Annotated in this window: 18 protein-coding genes and 1 riboswitch; of the genes, 7 read left to right on the top strand and 11 right to left on the bottom strand. The window is 68.1% G+C overall.

The window, feature by feature from the left end; all coding sequences use genetic code 11:
• Positions 1–58 precede the first annotated feature (58 nt).
• Positions 59–1,822, top strand: coding sequence for an AMP-dependent synthetase/ligase (locus tag ACEVFP_RS07625; protein ID WP_375003079.1), 1,764 nt, complete (start codon positions 59–61; stop codon positions 1,820–1,822).
• On the opposite strand, the gene ACEVFP_RS07620 is transcribed toward ACEVFP_RS07625, so the two are convergent.
• The 5 genes from ACEVFP_RS07620 to ACEVFP_RS07600 form a co-directional block, all read right to left on the bottom strand.
• Positions 1,789–3,075, bottom strand: a complete 1,287-nt coding sequence (locus ACEVFP_RS07620; protein WP_375003078.1) for a hypothetical protein — start codon at positions 3,073–3,075, stop codon at positions 1,789–1,791. The two genes, ACEVFP_RS07625 and ACEVFP_RS07620, sit on opposite strands and share 34 nt — an antisense overlap.
• Positions 3,041–4,024 (bottom strand): NlpC/P60 family protein, encoded by a 984-nt coding sequence (locus tag ACEVFP_RS07615; protein ID WP_375003076.1) that lies wholly within the window; start codon positions 4,022–4,024, stop codon positions 3,041–3,043. The genes ACEVFP_RS07620 and ACEVFP_RS07615 overlap by 35 nt, the downstream gene beginning before the upstream one ends.
• Before the next feature lie 7 nt (positions 4,025–4,031).
• Positions 4,032–4,196: riboswitch (cyclic di-AMP (ydaO/yuaA leader) on the bottom strand.
• A gap of 120 nt (positions 4,197–4,316) precedes the next feature.
• Complete coding sequence (locus ACEVFP_RS07610; protein ID WP_375003075.1) at positions 4,317–4,538, bottom strand: hypothetical protein; 222 nt, start codon at positions 4,536–4,538, stop codon at positions 4,317–4,319.
• An 82-nt stretch (positions 4,539–4,620) separates the two neighbouring features.
• The gene (locus ACEVFP_RS07605; protein WP_375003074.1) at positions 4,621–4,728 is read right to left on the bottom strand and encodes a methionine/alanine import family NSS transporter small subunit; all 108 of its coding nucleotides are present in this window, start codon (positions 4,726–4,728) and stop codon (positions 4,621–4,623) included.
• Positions 4,725–6,305 (bottom strand): sodium-dependent transporter, encoded by a 1,581-nt coding sequence (locus ACEVFP_RS07600; RefSeq protein WP_375003073.1) that lies wholly within the window; start codon positions 6,303–6,305, stop codon positions 4,725–4,727. Before ACEVFP_RS07600 ends, ACEVFP_RS07605 begins: the two co-directional genes overlap by 4 nt.
• Before the next feature lie 146 nt (positions 6,306–6,451).
• On the opposite strand from ACEVFP_RS07600, the gene ACEVFP_RS07595 reads away from it, so the two are divergent.
• Positions 6,452–8,122 (top strand): DEDD exonuclease domain-containing protein, encoded by a 1,671-nt coding sequence (locus ACEVFP_RS07595; protein ID WP_375003072.1) that lies wholly within the window; start codon positions 6,452–6,454, stop codon positions 8,120–8,122.
• Between the two features lie 129 nt (positions 8,123–8,251).
• Positions 8,252–8,527 carry an Lrp/AsnC family transcriptional regulator gene (locus tag ACEVFP_RS07590; protein ID WP_375003071.1) on the top strand — a complete coding sequence of 92 codons (276 nt, stop codon included), beginning with the start codon at positions 8,252–8,254 and terminating at the stop codon, positions 8,525–8,527.
• Between the two features lie 98 nt (positions 8,528–8,625).
• Here the strand turns inward: ACEVFP_RS07590 and trpD are convergent, their stop codons facing one another.
• Both trpD and ACEVFP_RS07580 read right to left on the bottom strand, forming a co-directional pair.
• A complete protein-coding gene (gene trpD / locus ACEVFP_RS07585; RefSeq protein WP_375003070.1) occupies positions 8,626–9,672 on the bottom strand; it encodes an anthranilate phosphoribosyltransferase in 1,047 nt (348 codons plus the stop codon).
• A 2-nt stretch (positions 9,673–9,674) separates the two neighbouring features.
• Positions 9,675–10,085: a hypothetical protein gene (locus tag ACEVFP_RS07580; RefSeq protein ID WP_375003069.1), complete on the bottom strand. Its 411-nt coding sequence runs from the start codon at positions 10,083–10,085 to the stop codon at positions 9,675–9,677.
• 84 nt (positions 10,086–10,169) lie between these two features.
• On the opposite strand from ACEVFP_RS07580, the gene ACEVFP_RS07575 reads away from it, so the two are divergent.
• From ACEVFP_RS07575 to ACEVFP_RS07560, 4 genes are all read left to right on the top strand, one after another.
• Positions 10,170–10,748: a heme-copper oxidase subunit III gene (locus ACEVFP_RS07575; protein WP_375003068.1), complete on the top strand. Its 579-nt coding sequence runs from the start codon at positions 10,170–10,172 to the stop codon at positions 10,746–10,748.
• 77 nt (positions 10,749–10,825) lie between these two features.
• Entirely contained in the window at positions 10,826–11,668 is an 843-nt protein-coding gene (locus tag ACEVFP_RS07570) for a c-type cytochrome (RefSeq protein ID WP_375003067.1), read from the top strand.
• Positions 11,665–12,720, top strand: a complete 1,056-nt coding sequence (locus ACEVFP_RS07565; RefSeq protein WP_375003066.1) for a Rieske 2Fe-2S domain-containing protein — start codon at positions 11,665–11,667, stop codon at positions 12,718–12,720. The genes ACEVFP_RS07570 and ACEVFP_RS07565 overlap by 4 nt, the downstream gene beginning before the upstream one ends.
• A gap of 76 nt (positions 12,721–12,796) precedes the next feature.
• Positions 12,797–14,497 (top strand): cytochrome bc complex cytochrome b subunit, encoded by a 1,701-nt coding sequence (locus ACEVFP_RS07560; RefSeq protein WP_375003064.1) that lies wholly within the window; start codon positions 12,797–12,799, stop codon positions 14,495–14,497.
• Between the two features lie 259 nt (positions 14,498–14,756).
• Here ACEVFP_RS07560 and ACEVFP_RS07555 read toward each other — a convergent pair whose 3' ends face one another.
• From ACEVFP_RS07555 to coxB, 4 genes are all read right to left on the bottom strand, one after another.
• Positions 14,757–15,914 carry an Ig-like domain-containing protein gene (locus ACEVFP_RS07555; protein WP_375003062.1) on the bottom strand — a complete coding sequence of 386 codons (1,158 nt, stop codon included), beginning with the start codon at positions 15,912–15,914 and terminating at the stop codon, positions 14,757–14,759.
• A 43-nt stretch (positions 15,915–15,957) separates the two neighbouring features.
• Positions 15,958–16,353: a cytochrome c oxidase subunit 4 gene (locus ACEVFP_RS07550; protein WP_375003061.1), complete on the bottom strand. Its 396-nt coding sequence runs from the start codon at positions 16,351–16,353 to the stop codon at positions 15,958–15,960.
• 3 nt (positions 16,354–16,356) lie between these two features.
• Positions 16,357–18,024, bottom strand: a complete 1,668-nt coding sequence (gene ctaD / locus ACEVFP_RS07545; RefSeq protein ID WP_375003787.1) for a cytochrome c oxidase subunit I — start codon at positions 18,022–18,024, stop codon at positions 16,357–16,359.
• Positions 18,025–18,116: 92 nt separating this feature from the next.
• Positions 18,117–18,950: a cytochrome c oxidase subunit II gene (gene coxB / locus ACEVFP_RS07540; protein WP_375003059.1), complete on the bottom strand. Its 834-nt coding sequence runs from the start codon at positions 18,948–18,950 to the stop codon at positions 18,117–18,119.
• Positions 18,951–18,991 lie beyond the last annotated feature (41 nt).

The raw sequence follows: 18,991 nt of genomic DNA, 5'->3' as shown, positions 1-18,991 counted from the left end.
ATTTCGTCAGGCACCAGGGCTGACGGAGCTCTCCTGGGCAGAAGGTAGCCTGCCGTACGTGCTGACCACAGACGACGCCGCACTGGGCGGCCAAGAGCTCGGCAACCTGACCCTCGACATCCTGGACCAGGTGGAGTCCTCCCCGGACGCGGTCGCCCTGGCTCGGCGCGGCCCGAACGGCTGGGACGACGTCACGGTGGGCGAGCTGCACGAGCAGGTCAGGCAGGCCGCCAAGGGCCTGATCGCCGCCGGCGTCGCCCCCGGTGACCGGGTCGTCCTGCTGTCCAAGACCCGCTATGAGTGGACCGTCCTCGACTACGCGATCTGGTGGGTCGGCGCCGCGACGGTGCCGATCTACGAGACGTCGTCGGCGGACCAGATCGCCTGGATCCTCGCCGATTCCGGAGCGGTCGCCGCGATCGTCGAGACCGGTGAGCACCTGGAGCGTCTGGGGACGGCGCGGCGTGAGGCCCCGGGCCTGCGAGAGGTCTGGACCATCGAGGCCACCGACGTGCACCGACCTGCGCTGGAGGTCCTCGCCGAGTCGGGGACGTCGGTCAGCGACGACGACCTGGAACGCGCCCGTCTGACGATCGGCTCCGCGACCCTCGCCACGGTGATCTACACCTCCGGCACGACCGGCCGTCCCAAGGGCTGCTGCTTGACCCACGGGAACTTCCGTGGCGAGCTCGCGGGCGCCCTGCAGCAGCTGCCGGAGCTCTTCGGTCAGGAGAACGCCTCGACGTTGCTCTTCCTGCCCCTGGCCCACGTCTTCGCGCGGATCATCCAGGTGGGGGCGATCCGCTCGGGCGCCCGGCTCGGTCACACCGCGGACGTCAAGGACCTCGTGGAGCACCTCGGGGAGTTCCAGCCGACGTTCGTCCTCGGCGTGCCCCGGGTCTTCGAGAAGGTCTTCAACAGTGCCAGCGCCAAGGCCTACGCCGACGGCAAGGGCCGCATCTTCGACCGGGCGGTCAAGACGGCGATCTCGCACAGCAAGGCCCAGGACACCGGCGGCCCCGGCCTGGCCCTGCGTGCCCGGCACGCGGTGTTCGACAAGCTGGTCTACGGCAAGCTGCGCGAGGCCCTCGGCGGTCAGGCGCAGTGGGCCATCTCCGGCGGAGCCCCCCTGGGCGAGCGTCTCGCGCACTTCTACCGCGGTATCGGCGTCACCGTCCTGGAGGGCTACGGCCTGACGGAGACCACGGCCGCGCTGTGCGTCAACACGCCCGACCAGCAGCGCATCGGCACCGTGGGACGTCCCTTCCCCGGCACCAAGGTGCGGGTCGCCGGCGACGGAGAGCTGCAGTTCCGGGGGCCACAGGTCTTCTCCGGCTACTGGCAGCACGAGGCCGCCACCGCCGACGTCCTCGATGCCGACGGCTGGTTCTCCACCGGGGACCTCGGCGACGTCGACGACGACGGCTTCGTGCGCATCACGGGACGCAAGAAGGAGATCCTCGTCACCGCCGGGGGCAAGAACGTCGCGCCCGCTGTGCTCGAGGACCGGGTGCGGGCCCACCCGTACGTGAGCCAGTGCCTCGTCGTCGGTGACGGCAAGCCCTTCGTCGCAGCCATGGTGACGATCGACACCGAGGCGTGGGAGGGATCCATCGACGACCCGGCGCTCGAGGCCGAGGTGCAGAAGGCCGTCGACGAGGCGAACACGCAGGTCTCGCAAGCGGAGTCCATCCGCAGGTTCGTCATCCTCGATGAGGACTGGACCGAGGACAACGGCTACCTCACGCCGTCGTTCAAGGTGAAGCGTCACGCCGTGCTGCGTGACTTTCACGACACGGTCGAGGCGCTCTTCGTCAGGTAGTCCTGCCACTGCCGGGTGACCTGCTCCACGGAACGACCGAGCGTGCGCCGGGCCGCCTCGTCCACCTCGTCGCCGTCGAGCACGGCGCGGTAGAAGTCCACGATGTCCTGCTCGGGCACGCCGTCGTCATCGAGCATCCGAAAGACCATCCACGCCGACTCGTAGACGGCGCCGATGCCGTGCTCGGCGGACTCGAAGTCCGCCTGGGTGGGCAGGCGCTCGGGCGGGCCGTCCTGCTCGACCCGGCGCAGCACCTGGCCGGCGCTGAGCGCCAGCGGCGCGTCGTCCTCGCGCAGGGCCACCCAGTCGGCGAAGCCCTCCGCGACCCAGGTCTCCACTCCCGTGCCGACGATGCCGGTCAGCTGGTGGACCGCCTCGTGCGTGATGACGACCTGTGCGGCCCGGCGGTCCATGGTCTCGAACTCATCGGGGTTGAGCACGACGAGCCGCGGCGTCTCCCGCGAGCCGTCGACGGTGGTCGTCACGGCAGCGACGCGATCCAGCCCGTCGAGGGGTCGCCCCAGCACGGCGGCGGCGACCTCAGCGGTCGCCGGGGAGACCAGTGTCAGCACGTCGTCGCCGGTGGACAGCGTGGCACGGACCGTCCGTGCGGCCTGTTCGGCGAGCTCGCCGGACGGGAGGTCGCGAGCGCCACCGTCGAGCCGCACCACGTGGGCATCGTCGGCCCGGTCCACCTCGGCGCGGCCGGCGAGCCACAGCGGGACGGGCTCGCCGCCGGTCTCGCTGGAGCGCAGCGAGACCTGGCCGTCGGGTGTGCCGGCCACTCGCACCAGGACGTCGACGTCGCTCACCTCGGTACCGGCCAGGACCGAGTCGTCGTCGACCGACCAGGAGACGCGCACCCGGGCGGCCGCAGTGCCGTCGTCACGGTCGGCGACGCTCCCCCCGTCGACGAGCCTGAGCGAGGCGCTGGTGACCCCCAGGGCCTCCCGGGAGTCCCAGGCATCCTCTGCGAAGGTGCGAGAGGCTTGGTCGGCGTCGACGGCAGCCACGAAGCTCTCGCGGTCATCGGCCTGCGACATCGCGCGCAGGACGTCGTCCAGCTGGGCGCTGGCGTCCTCCGGGAGCCGGGAGGCCTCGGCCGCGTCGTCGACCCAGGGGCGCTGCCACAGCAGGACGCCCCCGACGATCGCCAGCAGGATGAACCCTGCGACGACGTTCGGGGGCGGGCGCCTGCGCGCCGAACCAGTGACCTGACTAGCCGACGCGGGCCGCCTTGGCGAACCGCTCACTCAGGCTGGTGACCGTGGTCCCGGTGCTCGGGTTGGCCGCGTGGACGACCTGACCGTTGCCGATGTAGATGCCGACGTGCGACATGTCGGCGTAGAAGACCAGGTCGCCGGGCTGCACCGAGCCGAGCGGCACGTCACGACCGGCGGCGTACTGGTCGCCGGCGACACGCGGGATGGACACGCCGGCGGCGCCCCAGGCACCCTGCGTGAGACCTGAGCAGTCCCAGGCGTTCGGGCCGGTGCCGCCGTAGGTGTAGGCGTCGCCCACCTGGGCGCGGGCGAACTCCACGGCCTTGCCGGCCTTGCCACTGGCCTTGAGGTCGAGCGGCTCGATCTGCTCGGACTCATCGGTGCCGGTGGCCTGGGCCCGCTCCTCGGCGTTGAGCCGCTCCAGCTGCGCCTCGACCTCGTCGTGGCGCTTCTTGAGCTCGGCCTGCTTCTTCTTCAGCGACTTGAGGCTGGCTGCCAGCTCGGCGTCGCGCTCGTCGACGGCCTTCTTTCGGTTCTTCAGGACACTCGCGGTCTCCACGAAGCTCTCGAGCTCGTGGGCCCGCGTGGTGTCGAGCGCCATCTTGGCGTTCAGACCCTCCAGGAGGGCCTCGGGGTCCTCGCTGCCGAGCACGTTGACGGTGGCACCCAGTGGGGCGTCCATCTGCTGCTGCACGACCGAGCGGCCGAGAACCTCGGCCTGCTCGTCGTACCTCGCCTGCTGCTTGTCGATGTCCGCGGCGAGGTCGGCGAGCTTCTTCTTGGTCTCCTCGACGTCGCCGGAGATGGCGTTGACCTTCTCGTTCATCGCCGACAGGTCATGCAGGGCGGACCGGACGTCCTCAGGGGTCACCTCAGGGTCGGCCGTGGCCGAGCTGGTGATGAGGCCGGTGGTCAGGACTGCTGCTGCGGTGGCGGCGATCAGGCCGCTGGCTCGCTTGGTGGTGTCGTGACGGGGCACGCACTCTCCTCAGGTTCCTCGTCGCCTACCGGGTGAGCTGACGGGTTCGGGCCAAGGTCTGCCCTACGTCGACATCGTGCGATGCCGGCGATTCACCCCAGGACTTCGGTTGGTTCCCCGGTCCGGTGCGATTGTCTTCCCCACATCCGCACCGATTCGGCGGCGCACCCGATGCCGTCCAGGTGGGCGGCATACCCCGGGTACACGATGGAAGAGTCTAGGGGGCGTCGATGGGCGCATCAACCTGCGCCACACGGACGACCCTCGATGTGACATGACTCACGTCGAGACCTCACCCAGCCTCGACCTGTGGCGAGCTCACCGCGGTGACCAGACGCAGCGGCGGGACCAGCCCTCCGCGGGCCAGCTCATCGATGGCGTCGAGCTCCTCCTGGTCCAGGCAGACACCCTCCGGCGGTGCTCCCAGCAGGACGGTGACGACGCAGTCGCCGCAGGCACTGGGGCTGCGCACGAGGCAGGAGTCGCAGTCGATGCGGACGGGATCTGTGCTCATGTGTGTGACGCTAGGCCCCACCCCCGACAGAACGCGGTCCCGACCGTCCCACCGAGCCGTCGCCCGGACGGGTCGCACTGGTTCAGTCGTCGAGCTCGGGATGGTTCCTCAGCCGGGCGATGCTCCAGGCCAGACCGCCCCAGAACACGCTGATGGCCAGGATCATCACGACGATCGCGCTCGCGCTCATGCCCCGCTCCTTCCCTGGTCGTCGCCGGCCCGCCCCCGGGCACGTGCGACCTCCTCGGCGAGGACCTCGGCGTCCTCCGGCACGAAGGTCTCGGCGTCCGCGCGGTGGTAGCGCCGAAAGCTCATGGCGAGGGCGAAGACGGCGACCAGACCGATGACCCCCCAGCCGACGACGAGCAGGTACCACCGCGGGTACTCGCCGTAGCCGTCGCTGACGTACGACCAGGCGCCGGTCACCAGGACCGCTCCCAGAAGGAACGGGGTGACGAAGGTGACCATCGTCTGCCACAGGGCGCCCACCCGCACCGAGCCGCCAGCGTTGAGGTGCTCGGCGAGCCGGGGCGTGGCACGCACGACCCAGCAGATGAGCACCAGCGTGAGCACGGCCGACGTCACGACACCGATGTTGTTGATGAACGCGTCCATCACGTCGAGGGCATTGATCCCGGTCGTGGTCGCGAACAACCCGATCGAGGGAACCGCCGCCGCGACGCCCACGATGGCTCCTGCCTTCGCGGGACTCCAGCCGGTCTTGTCCTGCACGGCCGAGGAGATCACCTGCAGGATCGACAGCAACGACGTGAAGCCCGCGCACACGAGGCTGAGGAAGAACAGCACGCCGATGACGGTGCCTCCGGGCATCTGCGACAGCAGCGTCGGGAACGTCACGAACGCCAGGCCGACCCCGCTGATCTCCTCCAACCCGTCGATCGTGGTGGACTGCTGGACGGCCAGGAAGCCAAGCGTCGCGAACACCCCGATGCCGGCGAGGATCTCGAAGCTGCAGTTGCCGAACGCGACGACCGTCCCCGACCCGGTCAGGTCGGCCCTGCGCTTGGAGTACGAGGAGTACGTCAGCATGATGCCGAAGGCGATCGAGAACGAGAAGAAGATGTGGCCGTAGGCGGCGATCCAGACCGTCGGGTCACCGAGCGCCGACCAGCTCGGGGTGAAGAAAGCCTCCAGACCGTCGACGGCGCCGTCGAGGGTCAGTGAGTACCCCACGATCGCGCCGAACAGCAGCACCAGCAGCGGCAGCGTGATGCGGTTGACGTTCTCCAGGCCGCGACGGATGCCCAGGCACATGACAGCGATGGTGACCACCCACACGAGCAGCAACGGCCACAGCACGGCGCCGACCAGGGAGAAGGAGAACCCGGCGTCCTCGGCCTGCAGGAAGTCGCCGAAGAAGTAGCCGGCTGCGTCGTCCCCCCACGCCTGGGTCACGGCGAGGACCGTGAAGGCGAGCGCCCAGGCGACCACGACCGCGTAGTAGATCGCGATGACGTAGCAGACCGCCACCTGCCACCAGCCCAGCGGCTCGAGCCGCTTGTCGAGCCTCTTGAACGCCAGCGGCGGCGCCGCGCGATGCCGATGTCCGACGGCGTAGTCCAGGTACAGGATCGGCACGCCGGCCGTGATGAACGCCAGAAGGTAGGGCAGGAGGAAGGCTCCTCCCCCGTTCTCGTACGCCACTCCGGGGAACCGCCAGATGTTGCCCAGCCCCACGGCCGAGCTCACGGCCGCCACGATGAAGGCGGTCCGGCCTCCCCAGGACTCGCGACTGACCGCTGCCACGAAGCTCACCTCTCTCGACGTCAGACGCCTCGTACGCTACAAGTTCACGGCCCATCCGGCTTGTCCACCCGTGCGCACGCCGGCCGCCGGACTGCGCACGACCGGACCATCCGGACATGTCAGAGGCGCCACCTAGCGTCTGCTGCGTGTCCACCGTCCAACCCACCTTCGACGACCTCGGTCGGCCCCTGTCGGACGTCACGTTCTGCGTCGTCGACCTTGAGACCACCGGCGCATCGGCAGCCCACGGCAGCAAGATCACGGAGATCGGGGCGGTCAAGGTCCGGGGCGGGCAGGTTCTCGGTGAGTTCCAGACGCTGGTCAACCCCGACGAGGCGATCCCGGGGTTCATCACGGTCCTCACCGGCATCACCGACGCCATGGTCGTGCAGGCGCCGCGCATCGCCGAGGTGCTGCCGAGCTTCCTGGAGTTCGCCACCGGGACCGTCCTGGTGGCGCACAACGCCCCGTTCGACACCGGGTTCCTCAAGCATGCGGCACGCGACCTCGAGCTGCCGTGGCCGCGCTTGGAGGTTCTCGACACCGCGGTCCTCGCCCGCCGGGTCCTGCTCCGGGACGAGGTGCGCAACGTCAAGCTGGGCACCCTCGCGGCGCACTTCGGCTCACCCACCACGCCCAACCATCGGGCGCTGGAGGACGCGCGCGCCACCGTGCACGTCCTGCACGGCCTGTTCGAACGGCTGGGCTCCTTGGGCATCCACTCTCTCGAGGAGGTCTCCACCTTCACCTCCCGGGTCACGCCACAGCAGCGTCGCAAGCGGCACCTCGCCGATGCGGTGCCCAGCGCACCCGGCGTCTACCTGTTCCGGGACCGTCGCGACGAGGTCCTGTACGTCGGCACCTCGCGGGACCTGCGTCGACGGGTCCGCAGCTACTTCACAGCAGCGGAGACCCGCTCCCGCATGGGCGAGATGGTCATGCTGGCCGAGCGCATCGAGTCCGTGGTGTGCGCCACCGCCCTGGAGGCCGAGGTCCGCGAGCTGCGCCTGATCGCGGCACACCGGCCGCCGTACAACCGGCGCTCGAAGTTCCCTGACCGTGTGTCGTGGCTCAAGCTGACGCGTGAGCCATGGCCGCGCGTCTCCATCGTCACGAAGGTCCTCGACGACGATGCCGACTACATCGGCCCGTTCCGGAGACGCCGACTGGCCGAGGACGCCTTGGCCTGTCTGCATGACGTCTTCGACGTCCGACAGTGCACCGGCCGGCTGCCGCGGGTCCCCAAGGGGTCGGCCTGCGTGCTGGCCGAGATCGGTTCCTGCCTCTCCCCGTGCGACGGCTCCGTCAGCTCCGAGCGGTACACCGAGGAGGTGCACCAGGTCCGAAGAGCCATGACGGCCGATCCGGATCGGGTCGTGGCGGCCATCAGGTCGCACCTGCGTGAGCTGTCGGTCCGTGAGCGCTACGAGGACGCAGCGCGCTGGCGCGACCGCCTGGCGGCCCTCCTGAGGGGCGTGCACCGCACTCAGCGCCTGCGCCAGCTCACCGAGCAGCCCGAGATCGTCGCGGCCGCACCGCAGTCCGGTGGGTGGGAGGTGCACGTCATCCGGCACGGCAGGCTCTGCGGGTCCGGGGTCATGCCACACGGCACCGTGCCCGGCCCGTGGGTCGACGCCCTGCTGGCCACCTGCGAGTCGGTCGTCCCGGGCCATGGGCCGCTCCCAGCCGCCGGAGCCGAGGAGACCGAGGCCGTCCTGCGCTGGCTGGAGCAACCCGGTGTGCGCATGGCGCGGGGCTCGTGGCACTCCGCGTTGGCCTCCGCGGCCCGCCACCTGCACCTGATCCCGACCACCTGACCCGCTCGCGAGTCACTGCGTCACCCCTCCCGAGTCGCTGCGTCACCCCTCCCGAGTCACTGCGTCACCCCTCCCGAGTCACTCCCGCCACGCTCGGCGAGGCACACCTGCCGGGTCTAGGCTGAGAACGTGATCACCGCGATTGTCTTCATCGAGGCCGACGTCTCCCGCATCTCCGAGATCGCCGCAGAGCTGGCCGACATCGATGGCGTGAGCGAGGTCTACTCCGTCACCGGGGACCTCGATCTCGTCGCCATGGTGCGGGTCAGTGAGATCGACGGCGTCGCATCCGTCGTGGCCGACAAGGTCAACAAGGTCGACGGCGTGCTGGCCACCCAGACCCAGATCGCCTACCGCGCCTACAGCCGCCACGACCTTGAGGACGCCTTCAGCATCGGGCTGTGAGCAGCTCATGATCATGACCGAGTGACTCCCGACGGGTGACGCAGTGACTCGGGAGCGGTGACGCAGTGACTCCCGACGGGTGACGCAGTGACTCGCGGTCAGCGGGGTGGGGCGAGCGCCTGCGTCGCGGCGGACCAGGCCGCCAGCACCTCGCGTGCAGCACCGGAGTCGATCGACTCGGCGGCGCGACGCATCCCGGCCACGAGGGCCTGGTCGAGATCCTCCACGTCACCCTCATGAGCAGCGAGCGCGGCACCGGCGTTGAGCAGCACGGCATCGCGCACGGGCCCCTGCTCTCCGTCGACCACGCGACCGAACACGTCCGCGTTGAAGGCAGGCTCACCCCCACGCAGCGCATCCGGGGCTGAGTACGACAGCCCCAGCTCCGCGGGGTCGATCACGCTCTCCACGACCTCGCCTCGGCGAACCCGCCAGGCGCGCGTCGTGGTGCTCGTGGTGATCTCGTCCAACCCGTCGTCGCCACGAAAGACGATGGCGTCGTGCCCGCGTGCAGCGAAGACCTGCGCCATGAGCGGTGCCATCCGGGCATCGGCACACCCAATGGCAGAGGCCTGCGGCTGGGCCGGGTTGACCAGAGGTCCCAAGAAGTTGAACGTCGTGGCGATGCCGATCTCCCGACGCACCGGACCGGTGTGACGAAACGAGGGATGGAAGAGCGGAGCGAAGCAGAAGGTGATGCCGGCGCGCTCGAGCACCTCCACGATGTGATCGGCCGCCACGTCCAGACGGATGCCGAGCACCTCGAAGACGTCAGCAGTGCCACTGGCACTGGACGCCGCACGGTTGCCGTGCTTGACGACGCGGACGCCGGCGCCCGCTGCCGTGACCGCGGACATCGAGGAGATGTTGACCGTCTTGGCCCGATCGCCCCCGGTGCCGACGATGTCGAGGACACGCCCGGGGACCTCGAGGAGCGTCGCCCGCGACAGCATGGCCGAGACGAGGCCCTGCAGCTCGGCGAACGTCTCGCCCTTGGCCCGCAGCGCCACGGCGAAGGCCGAGATCTGCGCCGGCGTCGCCTCGCCGCTGAGGATCTCCTCCATCGCCCAGGCCGTGCCGGAGGTCCCGAGGTCGTGGCCCGCGACAAGCTCGGTCAGCAGGTCGGGCCAGGTGTGGGTGGTCACGTTCAGCCGGGAGTGAGCACGCCGCGGGCGAGGTCGATGACCACCTCGGCCAGCCGCATGGGCTCGATCGGGTGCGAGACCGCTGCCTCGGCGCGCGACCACGTGGCCAACCATGCGTCCTGGGGCCGACCGGTCAGCACGAGCACGGGCGGGGCCTGGAAGATCTCGTCCTTCATCTGACGGGCGATGCCCAGACCGCCGGCAGGAACGGCCTCGCCGTCGAGGATCACCAGGTCGGGGCGGCCCCGGGAGGAATCCAGGTGCTGCCAGACCACCGGCTCGGTGGCCACCTCCACATACTCAAAAGGCGGCAGGTCAGGGTGCGGACGCACGCCCAACGCTGCGATGACGGCCTGGCGGACGTCACGGTCGTCGCTGTAGATCAGGACTCGGAGGGCCTCGTGCTGGGTCACGATCGAATCGTACATAATGAACCCGTGGCGACTACTTCCGTGATCCCTGCGTCCAGACTCCACGGCACCGAGAACAGGCCTTCGATGGTGACCGTCGGCACCGTCGTGTGGCTGTCCAGCGAGCTGATGTTCTTCGCAGGGCTCTTCGCGGCCTACTTCACGATCCGCAACGTGGTGCCGGAGCTGTGGGTCCAGGAGACCGAGCTGCTCAACCTGCCGTTCGCCACGGTCAACACCACGATCCTGGTGCTGTCGTCCTTCACCTGCCAGTTCGGCGTCTTCGCCGCAGAGCGCGGTCGCGTCGGGCGCGCGGGCGGCCTGTTCGACTTCAAGAAGTGGGGCATGCGCGAGTGGTTCGTGCTCACCTACGTCATGGGCGCCATCTTCATCGGCGGTCAGGCCTTCGAGTACGCCGAGCTGGTCGAGCACGGCCTCACCATCGGCTCGTCGGCCTACGGCTCGGTCTTCTACCTCGCGACCGGCTTCCACGGCATCCACGTGATCGGCGGGCTCATCGCCTTCCTGCTGGTCATCGGACGCACCTTCGTCGCCCGCAGGTTCACCCACGAACAGGCCATCTCGGCCATCGTCGTGTCCTACTACTGGCACTTCGTCGACATCGTGTGGGTCGCCCTCTTCGCGGCCATCTACCTGATCCAGTAGCAAGGCTCACCTAACCCACGGCGACCCGGAGAGATCTGGGTACGCTGAGACCACCCACCCCAGAAATGAGGTTCTCGGTGCGGACACTGTCGACCCGACGCCGGCATCCCCTTGCGGGACCTGTCGTTCTCCTGCTCGGACTGCTCGCGGCGGCGGCGATCTACGCGGTCATCCAGTCCACGTGGCTCTCGCCGGCTTCGGCCGACGCCGAGACGGCGAGCGCAACCGATGTCGAGGCCGGTCAGGAGCTGTTCCTGGTCGGCTGCGCCAGCTGCCACGGCAAGAACGCCCAAGGCATCGACACCAAGGAAGGCACCAACTACGGACCGCCGCTGATCGGTGTCGGCGCCGCTGCTGTCGACTTCCAGGTCGGCACCGGCCGCATGCCCATGGCCCAGTCCGGCCACCAGGCACCGCGCAAGGCTCCGGAGTACACCGAGGAGGAGACCAAGCAGCTCGCTGCGTACGTCGCCTCGCTCGGCCCCGGCCCGGCGATCCCCGAGGAGCGTTGGCTGCGCTACGAGGAGGCCACCGAGGAGGACGTCACCCGCGGCGGCGAGTTCTTCCGCACCAACTGCACCGCCTGCCACAACTCCGTCGGAGCCGGTGGCGCCCTGCCCAGCGGCCGCTACGCGCCAGAGCTGGACGGTGTCAGCGCCAAGCACATCTACGAGGCCATGACGACCGGGCCTCAGCAGATGCCGGTCTTCAACGACGCGATCATCACGCCCGAGGACAAGCGCAACGTCATCGCATACATCAAGGCGGTGCAGGACGAGCCCGCCTACGGCGGCGTGGGCGGCCGCGTCGGCCCGGTGGCCGACGGCGTCTACGTCTGGATCGTCGGCATCGGAGGCTTGGTCCTCTTCGCCGTCTGGATCGGCACCCACGGTGCACGAACGAAGAAGAAGAAGTCATGAACGACGAGCTTCAGCCCTCCACCCCCAGCACGACCGAGCCCATCCAGAACCCGGGGCTCCCCGAGCACCACTGGCGACCCACCGACGTCGACCCGGCGCAGGAGCGTCGTGCCGAGCGTCAGGTCTCGGCGATGTTCGTGGTGGCCGCGCTGTTGTTCGTCGGGTTCGTGGTGGCCTACTTCACCATCGACGTCGACGCCATCCTGTTGAGCTACTCAGCATCCAACATCGCGCTCGGCACGACCCTCGGTGGCGGCCTGCTCCTCATCGGCACCGGCATCATCCAGTGGGCCAAGAAGCTCATGGCCGACCACGAGATGGTCGAGATGCGCCACCCCGCCCGCTCCTCCGACGAGGACCGCGAGGCCGTCCTCGTCGACGTCAACGCGGGGCTGGATGAGTCGACGATCGGCCGTCGCCCCATGATCCGCAACAGCCTGCTGCTCTCGCTGGGCGCGCTCGCCGCACCGTCAGTGGTCCTGCTGCGCGATCTTGGTCCCCTGCCCTTCGGCCAGGACGAGACGGTCTGGGAGCGCGGCATGCGCGTCGTCAACGACGTCTCAGGCCTGCCCATGCGGCCCGCGGACATCGAGGTCGGCCAGCTGGTCAACGCCGAGCCCGCCGTCTTCTTCCCGCAGGACGGTGAGGAGGAGGCCGAGGTCCATGGACACGCCCAGCTCGACGCCAAGTCCAAGGCAGCGGTCGTCGTCGTGCGCATGCGCCCGGAGGACATCACCCCGGCGCAGGGGCGTGAGAACTGGGGCATCGACGGCATCGTGTGCTACTCCAAGATCTGCACGCACGTTGGCTGCCCGATCAGCCTGTGGGAGCAACAGACGCACCACCTGCTCTGCCCGTGCCACCAGTCGACGTTCGACCTCGCCGACAACGGCAAGGTCATCTTCGGCCCGGCGCACCGTCCGCTCCCCCAGCTACCCTTGATGCTGGACTCCGAGGGATATCTCGTGGCCCAGCGCGACTTCCCCGAGATCGGCGGACCGAGCTACCCCGAGATCGCGAAGGACCAGAAGAAGCTGGACGGTGACTCATGAGCGAGCGCGAGCGAGTGAACGATGGAGTGCGCATGCCGTCACGTCCCGACGCTTTTCTCCCTAAGGGCGTGACCGCATGAGTGAGACCTACACCAACGTCGAGGACACCCCGGTCGGCAAGAAGGCCGCCGGTCCCGTCGGCTGGCTCGACGAGCGTCTCGGCCTGGCCGGGGCCGCCAAGAAGAACCTCCGCAAGATCTTTCCCGAGCACTGGTCGTTCATGCTCGGTGAGATCGCCCTGTGGAGCTTCGTCGTCCTGCTGCTCAGCGGTGTCTTCCTGACCTTCTGGTTCCAGCCCAGCATGGCCCAGACCGTCTACGACGGCGCCTACGGGCCCATGAAGGGGCTGGAGATGTCGCAGGCCTACGCCTCGACGCTGCACATCTCCTTCGACATCCGTGGCGGACTGCTCATGCGGCAGATCCACCACTGGGCTGCCGCTCTGTTCATCGCGGCGATGATGGCCCACATGCTCCGCGTGTTCTTCACCGGCGCCTACCGCAAGCCCCGTGAGCTCAACTGGCTGATCGGCATCGGCCTGCTGGCCCTGGGCATCCTCAGCGGGTTCTCCGGCTACTCACTGCCTGATGATCTGCTGTCCGGCACCGGGCTGCGCATCGCGCACGGCATGATCCGCTCGATCCCGATCGTGGGCTCCTACGTCGAGTTCTTCCTCTTCGGTGGCGAGTACCCGGGCGAGGAGATCATTCCCCGCCTGTACATGGTCCACATCCTGCTGCTCCCGGCCCTGCTGCTCGCCCTGATCGCCGCGCACATGCTGTTGCTCGTCTACCACAAGCACACGCAGTGGCCCGGCTCCGGACGCACCGAGGAGAACGTCGTCGGCTACCCGATGTTCCCGGTGTACGCAGCCAAGGCCGGCGGCTTCTTCTTCGTCGTCTTCGGCTTCACCGCGCTGCTGGGAGCTCTGTTGCAGATCAATGCGGTCTGGGTCTACGGGCCCTACAACCCATCGGAGGTCACGGCCGGCTCCCAGCCTGACTGGTACATGGGCTTCGCCGAGGGTCTGCTGCGCATCATGCCCGCCTGGGAGAGCACGATCCTCGGTTGGACGTTCAGCTGGAACGTCATGATCCCCGGCCTGGGCGGCATGGGCTTCCTGTTCACCACGCTGGCCCTGTGGCCGTTCATCGAGCGCTGGATCACTGGCGACGAGCGTGAGCACCACCTGTTGGAGCGTCCGCGCAACGCCCCGACGCGCACCGCGTTCGGCGTCGCCGGCATCACCTGGTTCGGTGTCGCCTGGGCCGCAGGCGGCAACGACATCATCGCCCTGCGCTTCCAGCTCGACGTGATGGCACTGGTGCGGTTCTTCCAGGTCGCGATCATCGTGGGCCCGATCATCGCGTTCATCGTCACGCGTCGTATCTGCATCGGGCTGCAACGGCAGGACTCTGATCGGATCCTGCACGGCTACGAGACCGGCATCCTCGAGCGCACCCCCGACGGCGGGTACTCCGAGCGCCACGCTCCCCTGCCCGAGGCCTCGCAGTACGCACTCACGGCGCACGACCGTCTCCCGGCGCTCCAAGCTCCGGCCGAGACCGACGAGAACGGTGTGGCGGCTCCCGCCACTCGTCGAGCCAAGTTGCGGGCCAAGGCGCGCGAGTTCTACTACCACGGTGCGGTGGACAAGCCCACCGCCGCCGACGTGGCACACGCCGAGGAACACCTGGGCGACCACGAGGGCCACCCGATCGAGCTCGGCGAGGACTTCCAGGGCGTCTCCGAGACAGGCATCCCGAAGTCACACTGACGCGCAACTTCCTCGATGCATCAGGGCCCCTCCCGCGGGAGGGGCCCTGATGCATCTCCCCCAGTAGGTGGCCGGGGCTCTGCACGGGGCGGGGACGCGGCCGTGTGCACCCAGCCGCCAGCCGCCCTGAACCTCCACGCCTGTTGAGTCACGTCACATCCGAGGTCGGGGCGAGGACGGCACGACGTCCACCCAGCCCTCGCCGCGTACCGGCATGCAGGAGGAACCCGGTGGAGTCCCCTCTGACGTCAGGCCGTGGTCAACCCTCGAGCGCGGAGCCGCTCTTCCAGGTCGCCCAGTCGACGTTCCAGTCGGTCCAGCCGTTCTGCGGCTCCAGGCTGCGGGGGCTGCCGGTGAAGTCCACGACGTCACCGCGCTTGGAGTTCTGGTACAGCCAGGCGGCGTTGTCGGTGCTCATGCCGACACAACCAGCGCTGACGTTGGAGCTGCCCTGCGAGCCGACCGACCATGGGGCGGCGTGGATGAACTCACCGGAGGTCGTGACCCGCATGGCCCACTTCACGTCGGTGAGGTTGTAGTAGTCGGCGTCGTCCTCGGACACGCCGGTGCTGGCAGCATCCATGTCCACGGCGTCGTACTTCTCCATGATGACCTTGGTGCCGTTGCGCGAGTCCTTGCCGGGCTTGCCCGTGGAGACCGGGATCGTTCGAAGCGTCTGACCGTCCTTCTCGACGGTCATGGTGTGGCGCTGGGTGTCGACGGTGCTGATCACCCGCGAGCCGACGGTGAAGGGCACCACCTGGTCCTGCTGGCCGTAGATGCCGTCGCCGGCGTGCAGACTGTTGAGCTGCAGGTCGACCGTGACGTCGGTCCCGGCCGGCCAGTACTCCTTGGGCCGGTAGTGAGCCGTGTGGTCGCTGTACCAGTGCCACGCACCCTCGATGTCCGCATCGGTGCGCACGTGCATGTTCTCCTCGAACGTCGCCCGTTCCTTCACCGGCAGGTCGAAGGAGACCACGATCGGCATGCCGACGCCGACGGTCTCACCCTCGATCGGGGCGACGGAGGGATAGGTCTGCTCGTCCTTGCTGAGGTCCTGGGTGGTGAAGCGCTGCTCGAAGGAGTCCTCACCGTCGTCGTTGCGGCCCGTGGCCGTCAGGACGTAGGTGACGCCGGGCTCGAGCCGCTCACCGGCCTTCCACACACCGTCGGCGAGCTCGCCGTCGACGGTGTACTTGCCCTTGAGGGAGGCCAGCGCGACCTCCTGGAGCTCACCATCGCTGGCCGAGAGCTCCACGAGGGTGTCGACGGCAACGTCTTGGGCATCGGCTTCGACGTTGCTGTCGAAGGCGACAGGGGTCGGCTCGGGCTCGGCAGCCTGCCGTACGGCATCTGCGGAGCAGGCCGTCACCAACAGCGCGGTGGCAGCAAGCAGCATGGAAGGGCGCAGTCTCACCCCACCATGGTACGGGCTCGGACCGAGCCTTGTGCACGCACTCTCAGTGAGCGTGCACACCTCGGTAGTACTCGAAGATCCAACCGAGCATGGCTGCTGTGCCGAACGTCATGCCGATGATGAACAGCCACCACCCGATGACCACACCCAGCACCATCGTGCCCAGCGTCATCGCACAGAACAGCGGCCACCAGCTGTAGGGCGGGAAGAAGCCCTGCTCCCCCGCGCCCTCGGCGATCTCGCCGTCGCTGCGGTCCTCGGGACGGTCATCGATCTGCTTGGCGACGACGTAGAGGTAGAAGCCCAGCAGCGCACACAGCAGGAAGGTCATGACCAGTGCCGTGGTGCCGGTCCAGTCCTCGCTGAGCAGCCAGTAGATCGGTGTGATCAGGACGAAGAACACGCCACAGGAGGCGATGGTCCAGTACTCGACCTTCATGGCTCAGTGTCCCTTCTCGTTCGAGTCGCCGGTGGCCTGTGCCTTGCCGTTGACGTTGGGCGCATCGGCGAGCCTGGCGCCCTCGTCGGGATTGTCGATGAGCTCGAGCTCAGCGATCTCCGGATGATGCAGGTCGAACGCTGGACTCTCCGAGCGCACCCGGGGAAGGGAGTGGAAGTTGTGACGCGGCGGCGGCGAGGACGTCGCCCACTCCAGGGAGCGTCCCCATCCCCACGGATCGTCCAGCTTGACGAGCGGGTTCTTGCGCGAGGTCCACACGTTGTAGAAGAACGGCAGCGTCGAGGCGCCCAGCAGGAAGGCTCCGATGGAGGAGATCTCGTTGAGCGTGGTGAAGCCGTCAGTGGGTGCGTAGTCAGCGTAGCGGCGTGGCATGCCTTCGACGCCCAGCCAGTGCTGCACCAGGAAGGTCATGTGGAAGCCGATGAACAACAGCCAGAAGTGGATCTTGCCGAGCTTCTCATCCAGCATGCGTCCGGTGAGCTTGGGCCACCAGAAGTAGAAGCCCGCGAACATCGCGAAGACCACCGTGCCGAAGACGACGTAGTGGAAGTGCGCCACGACGAAGTAGCTGTCGGACAGCTGGAAGTCCAGCGTCGGCGAGGCCAGCACGACACCGGTCAGGCCACCGAAGAGGAAGGTCGTCAGGAAGCCCAGCGAGAAGAGCATGGGGGTGTCCAGAGAGACACTTCCCCCCCATATCGTGCCGATCCAGTTGAAGAACTTCACGCCCGTCGGGACCGCGATCAAGAACGTCATGAAGCTGAAGAACGCCAAGTCCACCGCTCCGGTCACGAACATGTGGTGCGCCCAGACCGCGACGGACAGGGCCGCGATCATCAGCGTGGCACCGACCAGACCGACGTAGCCGAAGATCGGCTTGCGGCTGAAGACCGGAAGGATCTCGGTGATGATGCCGAAGAACGGCAACGCGATGATGTAGACCTCGGGGTGCCCGAAGAACCAGAACAGGTGCTGCCACAGGATCGGGCCGCCATTGGCCGCATCGAAGACATGTGCCCCGAGCATTCGGTCCGCAGCCAGGGCGAGCAGCGCCGCGGCGAAGATCGGGAAGGCGATCAGGACCAGCAGGCTGGTGACCAGCGTGTTCCAGACGAAGATCGGCATCCGGAACATCGTCATGCCCGGGACTCGCATGCAGAAGATCGTGGTGATGAAGTTGACCGCACCCAGGATGGTGCCGAGACCGGACAGCCACAGTCCCATGACCCACAGGTCACCGCCCATGCCCGGCGAGTGCACGCCGTCCGACAGCGGGGCGTAGGCGAACCAGCCGAAGCTCGCGGCGCCGCCCGGCACGAACAGGCCCGCCACCACGATCGACGAGCCGAACAGGTACAGCCAGTAGCTGAACATGTTCAGGCGAGGGAACGCGACGTCGGGCGCACCGATCTGCAGCGGCATGATGGCGTTGCCGAAGCCGAAGAACAGCGGCGTCGCGAACATCAGCAGCATGATGGTGCCGTGCATCGTGAAGGACTGGTTGTAGGCCTCGTCGCTGAGCACCGGCGAACCTGGCTGGGCCAGGTTCGCGCGGATCGCCAGCGCCAGCACACCGCCGATCAGGAAGAAGATGAACGACGTGACCAGGTACATGTTGCCGATCAGCTTGTGATCGGTCGTGGTCAGCATGATGACGATCTTGCGACCGAGCGTCGTCTCGGGGACGGGAGATCCGGCGTGCGACTCCTCGTGCGACCCCTCGAATGCAGCAGTGGTGGCCATCAGTTCTCTTCTCCCAGCCCGGCGACGGTGTCGGCCTTGACGGCGCCCGCAGGCGCTCCGGTCTGGCCGTTCTCCTGGAGCTCGCGCAGGTGCGCGTCGTACTCCTCGGGCGAGACGACGTTGACCTTGAAGATCATGCGGCTGTGGTAGAGGCCGCACAGCTCGGCGCAACGACCGGTGAACGTGCCCTCGCGCGTCGGCGTGAGGTCGAAGGCGTTCTTCTGCGGCCCCTGGCCCGGGACCACGTCCATCTTGAAGTAGAACTCCGGGATCCAGAAGGAGTGGATCACGTCGGGGCTCTTGAGCTCGAAGCGCACGGACTCATCCACCGGCAGCCACAGCTCCGGAAGGTTCTCGGTGTCACCGAGGTCGTAGACGTCCTCGCCACCCGTGGCGGCCTCGTCCAGGTAGTTGAAGGTCCACTGCCACTTGGATCCGATGACCTCGATGGTGTGGTCGGGGTTCTCGACGTCGGCCAGCACCTCGTTCTGGGTGGTGACGGTGTGGAAGAAGAACACTCCGACGATGATGAGCGGAGCGATCGTGTACAGGGCCTCGATCGGCAGGTTGTACCGCACCTGCGACGGCACCTCGTCGTCACTGCGCCGGCGATAGCGGACTGCGGCGTACACGATCAGGCCGAAGACCAGCACGAAGACGACGAGCACCGCGATCCAGGTGCCAAGCCACAGGTTCCAGATCGGCTCGGTACGGTCGCTGGCCGCCTTCGGCAGGGCCAGGCGCATGATGTCGCTGTCGCTCGACTTGTCACATGCGCCGAGCAGGAGCACTGCCGGCGCAGCGAGGAGCGCTGCACACTTCTTCCGACCCACGAGGCGCCTTTCTGGTCTGGGCGATCCGGTGTCAGGACAGC

This window comes from Aeromicrobium sp. CTD01-1L150 (genome assembly GCF_041951745.1).
In the GTDB taxonomy this organism is placed as follows: domain Bacteria; phylum Actinomycetota; class Actinomycetes; order Propionibacteriales; family Nocardioidaceae; genus Aeromicrobium.
The sequence above is the reverse complement of the archived record's forward strand: the minus strand, read 5'-3'. Positions and strand labels throughout refer to the sequence as shown.

Bases quoted from the DNA above. Each gene is read 5' to 3' on its own strand.
- ACEVFP_RS07610 (WP_375003075.1), bottom strand. From the start codon at position 4,538: ATGAGCACAGATCCCGTCCGCATCGACTGCGACTCCTGCCTCGTGCGC.
- ACEVFP_RS07605 (WP_375003074.1), bottom strand. From the start codon at position 4,728: ATGAGCGCGAGCGCGATCGTCGTGATGATCCTGGCCATCAGCGTGTTC.
- ACEVFP_RS07575 (WP_375003068.1), top strand. From the start codon at position 10,170: ATGGTGACCGTCGGCACCGTCGTGTGGCTGTCCAGCGAGCTGATGTTC.
- ACEVFP_RS07565 (WP_375003066.1), top strand. From the start codon at position 11,665: ATGAACGACGAGCTTCAGCCCTCCACCCCCAGCACGACCGAGCCCATC.
- ACEVFP_RS07560 (WP_375003064.1), top strand. From the start codon at position 12,797: ATGAGTGAGACCTACACCAACGTCGAGGACACCCCGGTCGGCAAGAAG.
- ACEVFP_RS07550 (WP_375003061.1), bottom strand. From the start codon at position 16,353: ATGAAGGTCGAGTACTGGACCATCGCCTCCTGTGGCGTGTTCTTCGTC.
- ctaD (WP_375003787.1), bottom strand. From the start codon at position 18,024: ATGCTGACCACGACCGATCACAAGCTGATCGGCAACATGTACCTGGTC.